We start from the raw sequence: 14,447 nt of genomic DNA, 5'->3' as shown, positions 1-14,447 counted from the left end.
CGCTATAACAGTCGCCACTGTACCAATGTGGGAGGGGCCTTGCCCCTGATAGCGGTGTGCCAGTCAGATAACCTGTAACCGAAAGATTGCTATCGGGGGCCAGTCGAATCGTCGCACCGCCCACTCCCACATTTTGACCGCATTCCACCCCCCGGCAGCCGATTCGGCTGCCCTACCCCCCTTTTCAGCTTTCCCGGCTGAGCCGCCCCGTTGTTTCAGCCGGGATTCATACCGCACAAGCCACAAAATAGCCCCACAGCTCACCCCATGGATTCGTGCACCCATGCAAACCACCAACACCGTCCTGATGATTCGCCCGGCGCGCTTTGCCTTCAACCCGGACACCGCGATCAACAACCGCTTCCAACGTGCGCCCCTCGACCCGCTCGGTGCACAGCAGAAAGCGCTGGAAGAGTTCGACGGCTACGTCGACACCCTGCGCCAGCACGGCGTGGAAGTACTGGTGGTGCAGGACACCCCGGCGCCCCACACCCCCGACTCGATCTTTCCCAATAACTGGTGGAGCAGCCACGCCGATGGCAGCCTGGTGCTGTACCCGATGGAAGGCCAGAACCGCCGACTGGAGCGCAACAAGGGTGTGCTGCAAGTGCTGGAGCAGCGCTTTGCGATCAAGGACACCATCGACCTCAGCCACCTCGAACAACAAAACATCTTCCTCGAAGGCACCGGCAGCATGGTGCTCGACCGTCAGCACCGTATCAGCTACGCCTGCCATTCCGGGCGCACCCACCACGCCGCCCTGCGCCAGTTCGCCGAACGTCTCGACTACCAACTCTGCGTGTTCCACGCCGTCGACCGGCACCATGCGCCGATCTACCACAGCAACGTGATGATGAGTGTCGGCCGCGACCTCGCGGTGGTGTGCCTGCAAGCGCTGCCCGATGCCAACGAACGCCAGGCCCTGGAGCGCTCGCTGCGCGACACCGGCAAAGACATCCTCGGCCTCGACTTCGACCAGCTCGAAGCCTTCGCCGGCAACATGCTCGAAGTCCACGACCGCGACGGCCAGCCGCTGCTGGTGATGTCTGCCAGTGCCTGGAGCGCGCTGCAACCGGCCCAGCGCCAGCATGTGGAGCGCCACACACGGCCGGTGGTGGTGAACATCGACAACATCGAACGCATCGGCGGCGGCAGTGCCCGCTGCATGCTGGCAGAAGTGCATCTGCCCGCCCGTCCCTCATTTCAATAAGGAGTCTTGCCATGACCCGTTATATCGACGTCAACGACCTCAGCTACCTGGTTTCGCAAAAAGGCCTGCAAACCTGCATCACCGAGATGGCCGAGTACATCCGCGCCGACTACCTGCGCTGGCAGGACTTCGAGAAATGCGCACGCCTGGCCAACCACTCGCCGGATGGCGTGATCGAGTTGATGCCGGTGTCCGACGCCTCGCTGTACGCCTTCAAATACGTCAACGGCCACCCGAAAAACACCCTGGCCGGCATGCTTACCGTGATGGCCTTTGGAGCCCTGGGCGACGTGGACACCGGTAAACCGGTGCTGCTGGCGGAGATGACCCTGACCACCGCGATTCGTACCGCCGCCACCTCAGCCCTGGTGGCCCGCTACCTGGCCCGCGACAACAGCCGCAGCATGGCGTTGATCGGCAACGGCTCCCAGAGCGAATTCCAGGCACTGGCCTTCCACGCGATGCTCGGCATCAACGAGATCCGCCTGTTCGACATCGACGCCAGGGCCACCGCCAAGCTGGCCACCAACCTCAAGGCATTCCCGGCAATCAAGGTGATCCTGGCCGGCAGCGTGGCCGAGGCCGTCAAAGGTGCGGATATCGTCACCACCGTCACCGCCGACAAAGCCTACGCCACCATCCTCACCGACGAGATGATCGAACCCGGCATGCACCTTAATGCCGTGGGCGGCGACTGCCCAGGCAAGACTGAGCTGGACCGACGCATCGTCGAGCGCGCCCGGGTGATCGTCGAATACGAACCGCAAAGCCGCATCGAAGGTGAAATCCAGCACATGCCGGAAGACTCGCCGGTGACCGAGTTGTGGCAGGTGATCAACGGCCAGCAGCCCGGCCGCGAAAATGCGCGCCAGGTCACCCTGTTCGACTCGGTGGGGTTTGCCATCGAAGACTACTCCGCCCTGCGCTACGTGCTCGACGTCGCCAAGGCGCTGGATGTCGGCAGCGAGCTGGAACTGGTACCCGACCTGGCCGACCCGAAAGACCTGTTCGCGCGCCTGGCCCAACAACCTCGTGCACAGCACAAAAAGCGCGCCTGAGACCGCTCTGGCCTGCCGCTTTGCGCCCAGGGCAGGCCGGATTTCCAGGACTGAAAAGCCGATTCATAGGGTGCTACAGCCGATTCCGCTGCATTGCTTGTTTTAACAGCGCAATTTGCGCTTTGAGCCGGGGGTAAACGACACAAAAAACGCACCACCATGAAGCATTCTCTGTGGCGAGCGGGCTTGCCCCGCGTTGGGCTGCGCAGCAGCCCCAATAAAAACGCCGCGTCGTGTCTGTAAAAACGCGGTGAATGGCTTGGGGCTGCTACGCAGCCCAACGCGGGACAAGCCTCTTGCTCGCGAAAAACGTCAACGATAACGCGTGTTTCCTGAATGAACGCGGCGCCTGTAAGTTCTTCGCGAGCAAGCTCGCTCCTACAAAAAAGCCTTAACTGAACGGCATTAGGGCAAGCCCGCTTGCCACAGGGGTTACAGCAACGAGATCGGATAGCTGATAAAGATCCGGTTCTCATCGAACTCGTTATTGCTGAAATCCCGACGCAGGGTCGAGTTACGCCATTTGACGTTCAAATCCTTCAGCGCACCGCTCTGCACGGTGTAGGCCAGTTCCGATTCACGCCCCCATTCCTTGCCGTCGGTGATCGCCCCGGTGTGTACGTTACTGCCGCTGATATAGCGGTTCATCATGGTCAGCCCGGGAATGCCAAGCACCACGAAATTGAAGTCATGGCGCACCTGCCAGGATTTTTCCTTGGCGTTGTCGTAGCTGGAGTTGTAGCTGTCGTTGGCCAGGGTGCCGCCGCTGGTGCCGTTGACCCGCATCCACACGCTGTCGCCGGTGAGCTTTTGCAGGCCGACATAGAAGGTGTTGCCCTGGTACTTGGCCGAAAGCAGGGCGAACACGGTCTTGTTGTCCAGGTCGCCGGCCAGGGCGCTGCCGTCTTCCTTGCCGTTGAAGAAGCCGAGGTTGGCGCCCAGGGTCCAGTCGCCCAGCGGTTGGCTGTGGGTCAGGTTGAGGTATTGCTGCTGGTAGATATCGCTCAGTTCGGCGTACCACAGGCCGATCTGGGTGCGCTTGTCATTGAAGCTGTATTCACCGCCACCGAAGTTGAAGCGGTCGGAGGTGAATGCGGCTTTGCCGTTCATGAACATGTCTTCCATGCTCGCGTCGTTGCGCGGGCTATTGCCGCGAAACTGCCCGCCGTAGAGGGTCAGGCCGGCGATTTCGCTGGACGTCACCTGACCGCCGCGGAAGGTCTGTGGCAGCGAACGGCCGTCGTCGGAACGCAGGATCGGCAGCACCGGCATCCATTCGCCCACCTTCAATTCGGTCTTCGACAGCTTGGTCTTCAACGCCACGCCCAGGCGCCCGAAGTTGTCGGCGGGGCGGCCGTCATCGTGGATCGGCAGCAACTGGGTGCCGCCGGTACCTTTGCCGCCGTCGAGCTTTTGTGAGTACAGGCCCAGCACATCGATCCCGAAGCCGACAGTGCCTTGGGTGAAGCCGGACTTGGCGTCGAGGATAAAGCTCTGCGTCCACTCTTCGGCCTTGCCCTGAGGGTTGCTCGGGTTGGTGAAATTGCGGTTGAAGTAGGCGTTACGCAGGTTGAGCGTGGCCTTGGCGTCGTCGACAAAACCTTCGGCGTGGGCGATGAGGGGCAGGGTGAAGGCCAGGCTGCCGAGACCGATAACACTGAGACGCGCGGAAGAATAGCGGGCGAATTGACTCACAGTGATGCTCCCTTTCATTTGTTGTTTTTATTATTTGTTATACGTCGTCGTACAACATTGGGGCGGATATTTGCGGGGTTTTTGCGGGGTGTCAAGCAGAAGTTATACGATGACTGCGTGTGGGTTGATCCAGAGCGGGCAGTGTCAATGTGGGGGGGGGCAAGTCGAATCGTCGCACCGCCCCTCCCACATTCAGCCCGCCAGGACCATGGGAGGCAGGGTGCCAAGGAGTGAAACGGCGGCGACGGCGCAAACACCGAGCAGCCATTCCAGCATCACGCTGGCCTTCAAGCTGCCCAGCCGCTGTTCGCAGCGATCAAGGCGCAGCCGGTTCAGCAGCGCCAGCGCCAACATGCCCAGCACCAGCATCACCTTGATCAATAGAATCAACGCAAAACCACTGAACAACGGCGTGGGCCACAGCTGCCCGGTGAGGACGCGCACATTGATCAGGCCGGTCACCAGCAAGCCCGCGACCAGGCCATAACCGACGCCGCTGAAACGACGCAGGACCGGCGCCAGCTCAACACCGTGTGGCTGCCTGAGGATCAATACCAGCAGCAATAACCCCCCCAACCATGCGCCGACGCACATCAGGTGCACCACCTGGTTGAGGATCAACAGCTGCCCGCTCAGCCCATCGAGCATGGCGCCGTGGCCGACCGGGGCCAGGGTCATCAGCAGCAGCGTGATCAACGGCAGGCGCGGGGCCTTCCACGCGGTCATCAGGGCGATGACCAGCAGCCCATTCAACAGCAGGTGCCAGGTCCACACCTGGCCAAAAAAGGTCTTGCCCAGCACCAACTGCACGGTCGACAGTTCCAGCGCCGCCGGCCATGAACCGGCCATGCTGGCGGTAATCAACAGTAACCAGATCACCCCCGACGCGAGGGCCGTCCAGGCCAGCCCACGGGTGATGCGCAACACTTGTCGGTCCAGCACCGCCTGCGGTTCAGCGCCCAGGAGCCAGGGCCTGAATACACAGGCCCCGAACATCAGCAGCACGACGATGAAATGCACAAAGCGGCACAGCACCAGCAGGGTTGCCATGGGTTATTGGCCGACCTGGAAGCTGTATTCGCCATTGCTCTTGTGGGTATCGACCGAGACTGCGTTCCACACCACTTTGTAGTGACCGTCCGCCAGCGGGGCGGCGGGCGTCACCACCAGGGTTTTCTTGTCGGCGTCTGGCGTTGCCAGGCCCTTGATTGCCACTTCGGTGCCGTCCTTGCTCAGGGACACCTTGGTGAAGGTGGCTTCGACGCCTTCGCTGAAGGTCAGGCGCAAGTCCTTCGGTGCGGCGACGGTGCTGTCGGCGGCCGGCTCCGAGCTTTTGAGGTGGGCGTGGGCAAACGCCGCCGAGGCGCCGAGCAGGGAGGCGAGCAGGGCGACGGCGGTTAGGGTTTTCTTGATCAGCATTGTTCCGTACCTTCAGTGGGAGGAGTCGGTAAAGCCATGTGCAGCAAGGGAAACGGTTTGCCTTCGCCATCCAGCGGCGAGCGCGCGACCTGGACAAAACCGTAGTGCAGGTAGAAACCCACAGCCTGGGGGTTCTGCTCGTTGACGTCGACGGTCAAGGTGTCGTGGCGCGCACGGGCGTGGTCCAGCAACTGGCGGCCGATCCCCTGGCCCCGGCGCGTGGGGTCGATAAACAGCATTTCCACATTGTTCCTGCCGGTGGCGATGTAACCGGCAATACCCTGTTCATCTTCATACACCCAGACGTCAAGGGCAGGCATCGGCAGGTAAGTGTCGCGTACCAGGGGCAGTAAACGCTGGATATCGTCCTCGGGGAGGAAGTCATGGGTGGCGCGTACCGAGCGCTCCCACAGGGCGCCCAGCAACGGGTCGTCGGCGGGTACGCGAGGTCGAATAGGCATGGGAATGATCCTGGATAGGGACCGCGATCCTAACCAATCCAATATCCGTGGGGAAGGTGAAGGTAAGAACTTTCATTGCGGCCTGTCGCCGCGGTCTAGAGCCGATGGTAGTCTTTAGCCCATGTTGTTGTCAGGGAGCCCTTATGGGCAATCACAAGATCGGAATTCGCCGGGTCAACGTCGAAAAAATCCTGCTGGCGGCGGAGAAGGTCTTCGCCGAAAAGGGCTATGGCAGCACCGCCATGGCCGATATCGCTGAAGAAGTGCAGCTGCCACGTTCCAACCTGCATTATTACTTCACCACCAAGAGCGAGCTGTACAGCGCCGTGCTGTTCGATCTGCTGGAGGTGTGGAAGCAGGACGCCTTGAGCTTCGAGACCTTCGATGACCCGAGGGTGGTGCTCAGCAGCTACATCCGCGCCAAGATGCAGCGCTCGCGCACGCGGCCCTATGGCTCGAAAGTCTGGGCCAACGAGATCATCCACGGCGCGCCGACCCTCGGTGAGGCGCTGGATGAAAGCCTGTACGACTGGGCCAAGATGAAGGAGGCGAAGATTCGCCAGTGGGTGGAAGACAAACGCATCCTGCCGGTGGAGCCGTCGAGCCTGCTGTATATGATCTGGGCATCGACCCAGCACTATGCCGACTTTGATCACCAGGTGAAGATTTTGAATGATCACCAGCCGTTGTCGGATATGCAGTTCGAGAAGGCGATCCAGACGGTGACCAGTGTGATTTTGCGCGGGATTGGGTTGGAGCCTTGAGTCTTGTGGTGAGGCTGAGGGCCTCATCGGGGGCAAGCCCCCTCCCGCAGTGGATCGCATTCTTTCAGACATAATGCGCTCAATGTGGGAGGGGGCTTGCCCCCGATAGCGGTCTACAGGACTACACCGCCTCCCGGTAGGGATTACGCGGATCCTGCGTCCAATTCAAGAACGGCTTACCGGTGTCCACCGGTACCATCTCGATGCAATCCGCCACCGGGCAGGTGATCTGGCACAGGTTGCAACCCACGCACTCGTCGTCGATCACCTCGTACTGATGGGTGCCGTCCGCCTGTTTCAAACTGGCGATGGCCTGGTGCGACGTATCTTCACAGGCAATATGGCAACGCCCGCAGCCAATGCACGTCTCCTGATCGATCTTGGCAATGACCTGATAGTTGATGTCCAGGTACTTCCAATCCGTGGTGTTGCCCACCGCCCGCCCGGAAAATTCTTGCAGGCTGGTGTAACCCTGACTGTCCATCCAGCGTGACAATCCATCCTTCATCTCTTCCACAATGCGAAACCCATGCAGCATCGCCGCCGTGCACACCTGCACCGCGCCGCAGCCGAGGGCGACGAATTCCGCCGCGTCGCGCCAGTTGCCGATGCCACCAATGCCGCAGATCGGCAGGCCTTGGGTCTGCGGGTCGCGGGCGATTTCGGCGACCATGTTCAGGGCAATCGGCTTGACCGCCGAGCCGCAGTAACCGCCGTGGGTGCTCTGGGTGCCGACCATCGGCAGGGCGACCATGCGTTCCAGGTCCACGCTGGTGATGGAGTTGATGGTGTTGATCAGCGACACCGCGTCCGCACCGCCGCGATAGGCCGCCCGCGCCGCCACACGGATGTCGGTGATATTCGGCGTGAGCTTGACGATCACCGGCAGTGAGCAATAGGTCTTGCACCAGCGCGTCACCTGTTCCACATACTCTGGCACCTGGCCCACCGCCGCGCCCATGCCGCGCTCGGGCATGCCGTGGGGGCAACCGAAGTTCAGCTCGATGCCGTCGCAGCCGGTGGCTTCTACCAGGGGCAGGATGTTTTTCCAGGATGCTTCAACGCACGGCACCATCAGCGACACGATCAGCGCGCGGTCCGGCCAATCCTTTTTCACCTGGGTGATTTCCCTGAGGTTGATCTCCAGGGAGCGGTCGGTGATCAGCTCGATATTGTTGATGCCCAGCACTTCGCGGTTGGCGCCGTAGTGCGCCGAGTAACGCGACGACACGTTGACCGCCGCCGGGTCTTCACCCAGGGTTTTCCAGACCACGCCACCCCAGCCCGCTTCAAACGCGCGGACCACGTTATAGGCTTTGTCGGTGGGCGGCGCGGAGGCCAGCCAGAACGGGTTGGGGGCCTTGATTCCGGCGAATACAATCGAGAGATCGGCCATTACGCAGCCTCCACGTTAAGCATGAGTTGGGCGTGCATGGCTTCGGCGGCCAGCTTGCCGTGTTGTACCGCTTGCACGGTGAGGTCCTGGCCGAGGCTGACGCAGTCGCCACCGGCATATACGCCGGGGATGCTGGTGCGCAGCTGTTCATCGACGAAGATACGCGCGCCGACGCGCTGCAGTTGTTGGGCCAGGGGGTCGTGCAGCGCCTCGTTATCGAAGCCCTGGCCAATGGCCTTGAAGATCGCATCGGCGGCCAATTCGAAGGTCTCTCCGGTGGGTTGCAGGCAGCCGTTTTCCAGACGGGTGCGGGCGAAGCGCATGCCGCGGACGTGGCCCTGGTCATCCAGCAGCACTTTTTCGGGTTGGGCCCAGGTCAGCAGGCGCACCTGATTGGCCTTGGCGATGTCCTGCTCATGCTGGGTCGCGCCCATGTCCGCCAGGCCTCGGCGGTAGACCAGGTTGACGTCGCGCGCGCCGAGGCGGGCCATTTGCACGGCCATGTCGATGGCGGTATTGCCGGCGCCGAGCACGATGCAACGGTCGGCCAGGGGCAGTTGGGTCAAGTCGTCAGCCTGGCGCAACTCGCGGATGTAGTCGGTGGCAGCGAGCAGGCCGGGGGCGTCTTCGTGGGGCAGGCCGAGGTGTTTGCTGGCGGCCAGGCCCAGGCCAAGGAACACCGCATCGAATTGCTGGTGCAGTTCGCTCAAGGAGAGGTTGTCGCCCAGGCGCTGGCCGTGGCGAATCTCGATGCCGCCGATTTGCAGGAGGAACTCCAGTTCCTTCTGGGCGAAGTCATCCACCAACTTGTACTTGGCGATCCCGTATTCATTCAGGCCGCCGGCCTTTTCCCGCGCTTCGAAAATCACCACGTCATGCCCGTGCAGGGCGGCGCGATGGGCGCAGGCCAGCCCTGCGGGACCTGCGCCGACCACGGCGATGCGCTTGCCGGTGGGCGCGGCGCGCTGGAACGGGTGTTCGCTGAAGTGCGCGTTGTCGATGGCGTAGCGCTGCAACAGGCCGATCAGCACCGGCGCGCACTCTTCGGCGTTGTTACGCACGCAGGCTTGCTGGCACAGGATCTCGGTGGGGCAGACGCGTGCGCAACTGCCGCCAAGGATGTTGGCCGAGAGGATTTTCTGCGCTGCGCCTTGGACGTTGTCGGTGTGGATATTGCGGATGAACGAGGGGATATCGATCTCGCTGGGGCACGCATTCACGCACGGCGCGTCGTAGCAATACAGGCAGCGCGAGGCTTCCAGTTGCGCTTGCCGGGCGGTGAGGGGCGGTGCCAGGTCGGTGAAATGGCTGGCGAGGGTGGCCCCGTCTTCAGGGGGATGGGGGAGGTGGCTCAGGGTCTGGATCACGGTGTTGGCCTCACGGTTATTTTGCCTCTGACGGGCATTTGCTGACGCAATGTGTAGGAGCGAGCTTGCTCGCGAAAAACCTGAGAGCGCCGTTGAGTATCAGGCTTCCCGCGTTTTCGTTAACGTTTTTCGCGAGCAAGCTCGCTCCTACATGGGGGGCTCAGCGTTTCACAGCCACCGGCCTGGAATGCTCCGCCCGCTTGCTCAACTGCTCAAACACCGACGGATACGCCGGCCGTTCCACATAGCGCCCGGCACCGCGCTCGGCGCGCAGGTCGCCATCGGCCCAGACCAGCTTGCCCTGGCTGATGGTGTGGCTCGGCACGCCGCGCACGGTCTTGCCTTCGAAGATGTTGAAGTCCACTTGCTGGTGGTGGGTCTTGGCTGAAAGGGTGCGGGTGCCCTCGGGGTCCCACAGCACCAGGTCGGCATCGGCGCCGACGCGGATCGCGCCTTTGCGTGGGTAGAGGTTGAAGATCTTCGCGGTGTTGGTGGAGGTCAGCGCGACGTACTCCTGCATCGACAGGCGCCCGGTGTTGACCCCTTCGTGCCAAAGCAGCGCCATGCGGTCTTCGATCCCCGCGGTGCCGTTGGGGATCTTGCTGAAGTCGTCGCGGCCGGCGGCTTTCTGTTCGGCGCAGAAGCAGCAATGGTCGGTGGCGGTGGTATGCAGGTTGCCCGATTGCAGGCCATGCCACAGCGCTTCCTGGTGCCCGCGTGGGCGGAACGGCGGGCTCATCACATAGCCGGCCGCGGTGTGCCAGTCGGGATGCTGGTAGACGCTGTCATCCAGTAACAGGTGGCCGGCGAGCACTTCGCCGTACACCGCCTGGCCCTTGCCCCGGGCGTAAGTGATTTCGTCCAGGGCTTCCCGGGTTGAAACGTGCACCAGGTACAACGGCGTGCCGAGGGTCTCGGCGATACGAATCGCGCGGCTGGCCGCTTCGCCTTCCACCTGGGAGGGACGCGACAGTGGATGGGCCTCCGGCCCGGTGATGCCCTGGGCCATCAGCTTGCGTTGCAGGTGATACACCAGCTCGCCGTTCTCCGCATGCACGGTGGGCACCGCGCCGAGTTCCAGGCAGCGTTCGAAGCTGGCGACCAGGGTGTCATCGGCGGCCATGATCGCGTTCTTGTAGGCCATGAAGTGCTTGAAACTATTGATGCCGTGGTGGCTGACCAGCTCGGCCATTTCTTCGCGCACCTGCTCGCTCCACCAGGTGATCGCCACGTGAAAGCCGTAGTCGGATGCGGATTTTTCTGCCCAGCCGCGCCACTGGTGGAAGGCTTCCAGCAAGGACTGCTGCGGGTTGGGGATCACAAAGTCGATGATCGAGGTGGTGCCCCCCGCCAGGCCTGCTGCGGTGCCACTGAAAAAGTCTTCACTGGCCACGGTGCCCATGAAGGGCAATTGCATGTGGGTATGCGGGTCAATGCCGCCGGGCATCAGGTATTGGCCGCTGCCGTCGAGTATCTCAGTGCCGGCGGGAATATCCAGGTCCGTGCCAATGGCGCGAATTAGACCGCCTGCGCATAAAACATCGGCGCGGTAACTTTCATCATGGGTAATAACGGTGGCGCCACGGATCAACAGCGACATGTCGAGTTCCTCACAAGGCTTGACCGGCTTGTGCCAGTTCTAAGTGTTGTCATGCTGTTCACCGTGGGGTGCATAAACCTGTCATCGGTGACAGGAATAGAAACTAGCCCGAGTTTTTAGAATGAGCAAGAATATTTTTTATAAGCTTATATCGATATTAACTTGTTGATTTATATGGGTAAAAATTGAAAATCACCAAAATGTAGCGAGCGATCACCATTTTGACGCACTTGACAGGTTCTCAATATGAGCAACATTTCTTATTGCAAATCAGACGCTTGAGATATGCCGCTTGACGGGCGCGGTAAATAAAAATAATTGTGGTGCACCAGATTGAGCCCTGAGGGTTCGGACAACTTTCGCGTTATTTAGCCTGAGTAGCGCGGCAAGTACCGCAGGCTCAATTGGAAAGCTGATTAACATCAGCACGTTATATAAGCGGTGCGGGTTGAAGGTCAGTGGTCGGCACGATTATTGAGTGCAGTGGCGGCTGGCCGGGCCCGTGATGTCGTGTTGTCAACGAGGTACTCCGGCCATCCTGCGTAAAGCGTGGGATGAGCAACAATAATTCGAAAAAACCGTGGAGCGGCCATGCAACAGAACAGATCGCAAGTCATAGAACGCAACGGCCTGTACGAACTCGACGCCGGCCCCGACGTCCTCGACAGCCCTCGCTACAACCACGACATGGCACCGACCAAGGTGCATGAACGCACTTGGAACAAGTGGCACATCACCGCGCTGTGGGTCGGTATGTCGATCTGTGTGCCCACGTACACCCTGGGCGGGGTACTCACGGCGTACTTCGGTTTGTCGGTGGGCGAGGCGCTGATGGCGATCCTGCTGGCCAATATCGTGGTGCTGATTCCGCTGACCCTCAACGCCTTCCCCGGCACGAAGTACGGGATTCCGTTCCCGGTGTTGCTGCGCTCGTCGTTCGGCATCCTCGGCTCCAACGTGCCGTGTCTGATACGCGCGCTGGTAGCCTGTGGCTGGTTCGGTATCCAGACGATGTTCGGCGGGTTGGCGATTCACCTGTTCCTGGGCTCGATTTTCGACGGTTGGAAGTCCCTCGGCGGCACCGGTGAAGTGATCGGCTTCATGATTTTCTGGACCCTGAATTTGTGGGTGGTGCTGCGCGGCGCCGAGTCGATCAAGCGCCTGGAAACCCTGTCGGCGCCGCTGCTGGTGGCGGTGGGCATTGGTTTGCTGGTGTGGGCGATGCCCAATGTCTCCCTTAGCGAGCTCATGGCCATTCCACCGAAACGCCCCGAAGGTGCCAGCCTCACCGGTTACTTCATGGCCGGCCTTACCGCGATGGTGGGCTTCTGGGCCACTTTGTCGTTGAACATTCCTGACTTCAGTCGTTATGCCAAAAGCCAGAAGGACCAGATCCTCGGGCAGATTTTCGGCCTGCCGCTGACCATGTTCCTGTTCGCGGCCCTGGGCGTGATCATGACCGCCGCCTCGGTGAAATTAGTGGGCGTCAGCGTGTCCGACCCCGTCACCTTGATCGGCCATATCCAGAGCCCGGTGTGGGTCGCCGTGGCCATGGCGTTGATCATCGTCGCCACCTTGTCCACCAACACGGCGGCGAACATCGTCTCGCCCACCAACGACTTCCAGAACATCGCGCCCAAGCTGATCAACCGCACCACGGCGGTGATCCTCACCGGCCTGGTCGGGCTGGCGTTGATGGCCCATGAGCTGCTGAAAAAGCTCGGGCTGATCGTCTCGGATGTGAGCCTGGAGACGGTGTATTCCAACTGGTTGCTGGGCTATTCGAGCTTGCTGGGGCCAATCGCCGGGATCATGGTGGTGGACTACTTCATCACTCGCAAACAGCAACTGGACCTGGCCGGTTTGTACCGCGACGACGTGTACCCGGCGTGGAACTGGAGCGGCTTTGTCGCCTTTGGCGTGCCGGTGGTGTTGACCTTGCTGTCGTTGGGCAGCGATGCGTTCAGCTGGTTCTACAGCTACGGCTGGTTTACCGGTTCGGCGTTGGGCGGGTTGTTGTATTACGGCTTGAATGCCAAGCGCGGAATCAGCCAGGTAGTCGTCAAAGTCAATTCATAAGAAATACAGCCTGAGGAGATCCCCATGAACGCTGCCCTCGACGTTCTGCAATCGACCCATCAGCACATCAACCGCGACCGTTTGTGGCAGTCGCTGATGGACCTGGCCAAACTCGGCGCCACGCCCAAGGGCGGCGTGTGCCGCCTGGCCCTCACCGACCTCGATCGCAAGGCCCGCGATCTGTTCGTGCAATGGTGCGAAGACGCCGGCTGTACCGTGACCATTGATGGCATCGGCAATATTTTCGCGCGCCGCCCTGGGCGCAATCCCAACTTGCCGCCGGTGATGACCGGCAGCCATATCGACACCCAGCCTACAGGCGGCAAGTTCGATGGCTGCTTTGGCGTGCTGGCGGGGGTGGAGGTGCTGCGCACGCTCAATGACCTCAAGCTCGAAACCGAAGCGCCCTTGGAAGTGGTGGTGTGGACCAACGAGGAAGGCTCGCGCTTCCCGCCGTGCATGATGGGGTCTGGGGTGTTTGCCGAAAAATTCACCCTGGCCGATACCTTGGCCAAGGTCGATGTGGACGGCGTCAGCGTGGGCGATGCGCTGAATGCGATTGGCTACGCAGGTACGCGTCCCGTCAGCGGGCACAAGGTCGGTGCGTATTTCGAAGCCCATATCGAACAGGGGGCCGATTCTTGAGGATGAGAAAAAAACCATCGGCGTGGTGCTCGGCGCCCTCGGGCAGAAGTGGTTCGACCTGAAACTGCGCGGCGTTGAAGCGCATGCGGGGCCGACGCCGATGCACCTGCGCAAGGACGCCCTGGTAGGCGCGGCGGCGGTGGTGGCTGCGGTCAATGCGGCGGCGCTGGGGCATCAGCCGCATGCTTGCGGGACCGTCGGTTGCCTGCAGGCCTATCCTGGCTCACGCAACGTGATTCCCGGTGAAGTGCGCATGACCCTGGATTTCCGTCATCTGGAACCGGCGCGGTTGGATTCGATGATTGCCCAGGTGCGCAAGGTGATTGAGGACACCAGCGCCAAACACGGCCTGAGCTTTGAGATGGAACCCACCGCCGACTTCCCGCCGCTGTACTTCGATAAAGGTTGCGTGGACGCTGTGCGCGATGCGGCGAATGGCCTGGGCCTGTCGAACATGGACATCGTCAGCGGGGCAGGGCACGACGCGATTTTCGTCGCCGAACTGGGCCCGGCGGGGATGATCTTCGTGCCGTGCGAAGGCGGCATCAGCCATAACGAAATCGAGAATGCGGCACCGGATGACCTGGCGGCAGGCTGTGCAGTGCTGTTGCGCGCGATGGTGGCCGCTTCAGCCGCCATCGCCAGCGGCAAACTCGCCGCCTGAAAGGCACAAAAAAATGTGGGAGGGGGCTTGCCCCCGATAGCTGTGGGTCAGTCACTGCATGCGTTGACTGACACCCTGCTATCGGGGGC

11 protein-coding genes and 1 pseudogene are annotated in these 14,447 nt (G+C 61.5%); 5 read left to right on the top strand and 7 right to left on the bottom strand.

Annotation, left to right across the window (positions count from 1 at the left end; translation table 11 throughout):
* Positions 1–283: 283 nt before the first annotated feature.
* Both ctlX and A7317_RS18785 read left to right on the top strand, forming a co-directional pair.
* Entirely contained in the window at positions 284–1,210 is a 927-nt protein-coding gene (gene ctlX / locus A7317_RS18790) for a citrulline utilization hydrolase CtlX (protein WP_024076341.1), read from the top strand.
* Positions 1,211–1,221: 11 nt separating this feature from the next.
* On the top strand, positions 1,222–2,268 hold the full coding sequence (locus A7317_RS18785) for an ornithine cyclodeaminase (protein ID WP_069076569.1): 1,047 nt from the start codon (positions 1,222–1,224) through the stop codon (positions 2,266–2,268).
* Positions 2,269–2,700: 432 nt separating this feature from the next.
* On the opposite strand, the gene A7317_RS18780 is transcribed toward A7317_RS18785, so the two are convergent.
* From A7317_RS18780 to A7317_RS18765, 4 genes are all read right to left on the bottom strand, one after another.
* A complete protein-coding gene (locus tag A7317_RS18780) occupies positions 2,701–3,963 on the bottom strand; it encodes an OprD family porin (RefSeq protein ID WP_069077431.1) in 1,263 nt (420 codons plus the stop codon).
* Positions 3,964–4,155: 192 nt separating this feature from the next.
* On the bottom strand, positions 4,156–5,013 hold the full coding sequence (gene copD, locus A7317_RS18775; RefSeq protein ID WP_069076568.1) for a copper homeostasis membrane protein CopD: 858 nt from the start codon (positions 5,011–5,013) through the stop codon (positions 4,156–4,158).
* Positions 5,014–5,016: 3 nt separating this feature from the next.
* Positions 5,017–5,382 carry a copper homeostasis periplasmic binding protein CopC gene (gene copC, locus A7317_RS18770; RefSeq protein WP_069076567.1) on the bottom strand — a complete coding sequence of 122 codons (366 nt, stop codon included), beginning with the start codon at positions 5,380–5,382 and terminating at the stop codon, positions 5,017–5,019.
* Complete coding sequence (locus A7317_RS18765; RefSeq protein WP_069076566.1) at positions 5,376–5,843, bottom strand: GNAT family N-acetyltransferase; 468 nt, start codon at positions 5,841–5,843, stop codon at positions 5,376–5,378. Before A7317_RS18765 ends, copC begins: the two co-directional genes overlap by 7 nt.
* A 143-nt stretch (positions 5,844–5,986) precedes the next feature.
* Here A7317_RS18765 and A7317_RS18760 point away from each other — a divergent pair, with 143 nt between their 5' ends.
* Entirely contained in the window at positions 5,987–6,607 is a 621-nt protein-coding gene (locus A7317_RS18760; RefSeq protein WP_069076565.1) for a TetR/AcrR family transcriptional regulator, read from the top strand.
* A 121-nt stretch (positions 6,608–6,728) separates the two neighbouring features.
* Here A7317_RS18760 and preA read toward each other — a convergent pair whose 3' ends face one another.
* From preA to hydA, 3 genes are all read right to left on the bottom strand, one after another.
* A complete protein-coding gene (preA, locus tag A7317_RS18755; RefSeq protein WP_024076294.1) occupies positions 6,729–8,003 on the bottom strand; it encodes an NAD-dependent dihydropyrimidine dehydrogenase subunit PreA in 1,275 nt (424 codons plus the stop codon).
* Positions 8,003–9,370 (bottom strand): NAD(P)-dependent oxidoreductase, encoded by a 1,368-nt coding sequence (locus A7317_RS18750; protein WP_069076564.1) that lies wholly within the window; start codon positions 9,368–9,370, stop codon positions 8,003–8,005. Before A7317_RS18750 ends, preA begins: the two co-directional genes overlap by 1 nt.
* Before the next feature lie 160 nt (positions 9,371–9,530).
* Entirely contained in the window at positions 9,531–10,970 is a 1,440-nt protein-coding gene (gene hydA, locus A7317_RS18745) for a dihydropyrimidinase (protein ID WP_069076563.1), read from the bottom strand.
* Positions 10,971–11,561: 591 nt separating this feature from the next.
* Between hydA and A7317_RS18740 the strand changes: the two genes are divergently transcribed.
* Complete coding sequence (locus A7317_RS18740) at positions 11,562–13,049, top strand: NCS1 family nucleobase:cation symporter-1 (RefSeq protein WP_069076562.1); 1,488 nt, start codon at positions 11,562–11,564, stop codon at positions 13,047–13,049.
* A gap of 24 nt (positions 13,050–13,073) precedes the next feature.
* A pseudogene (locus A7317_RS18735) lies at positions 13,074–14,358 on the top strand (Zn-dependent hydrolase).
* The last annotated feature ends 89 nt before the right edge of the window (positions 14,359–14,447 follow it).

The sequence above is a fragment of the Pseudomonas fluorescens genome, from assembly GCF_001708445.1.
In the GTDB taxonomy this organism is placed as follows: Bacteria; Pseudomonadota; Gammaproteobacteria; order Pseudomonadales; family Pseudomonadaceae; genus Aquipseudomonas; species Aquipseudomonas gorinensis.
The sequence above is the reverse complement of the archived record's forward strand: the minus strand, read 5'-3'. Positions and strand labels throughout refer to the sequence as shown.

Bases quoted from the DNA above. Each gene is read 5' to 3' on its own strand.
- ctlX (WP_024076341.1), top strand. From the start codon at position 284: ATGCAAACCACCAACACCGTCCTGATGATTCGCCCGGCGCGCTTTGCC.
- A7317_RS18785 (WP_069076569.1), top strand. From the start codon at position 1,222: ATGACCCGTTATATCGACGTCAACGACCTCAGCTACCTGGTTTCGCAA.
- copD (WP_069076568.1), bottom strand. From the start codon at position 5,013: ATGGCAACCCTGCTGGTGCTGTGCCGCTTTGTGCATTTCATCGTCGTG.
- copC (WP_069076567.1), bottom strand. From the start codon at position 5,382: ATGCTGATCAAGAAAACCCTAACCGCCGTCGCCCTGCTCGCCTCCCTG.
- A7317_RS18765 (WP_069076566.1), bottom strand. From the start codon at position 5,843: ATGCCTATTCGACCTCGCGTACCCGCCGACGACCCGTTGCTGGGCGCC.
- A7317_RS18760 (WP_069076565.1), top strand. From the start codon at position 5,987: ATGGGCAATCACAAGATCGGAATTCGCCGGGTCAACGTCGAAAAAATC.
- preA (WP_024076294.1), bottom strand. From the start codon at position 8,003: ATGGCCGATCTCTCGATTGTATTCGCCGGAATCAAGGCCCCCAACCCG.
- hydA (WP_069076563.1), bottom strand. From the start codon at position 10,970: ATGTCGCTGTTGATCCGTGGCGCCACCGTTATTACCCATGATGAAAGT.
- A7317_RS18740 (WP_069076562.1), top strand. From the start codon at position 11,562: ATGCAACAGAACAGATCGCAAGTCATAGAACGCAACGGCCTGTACGAA.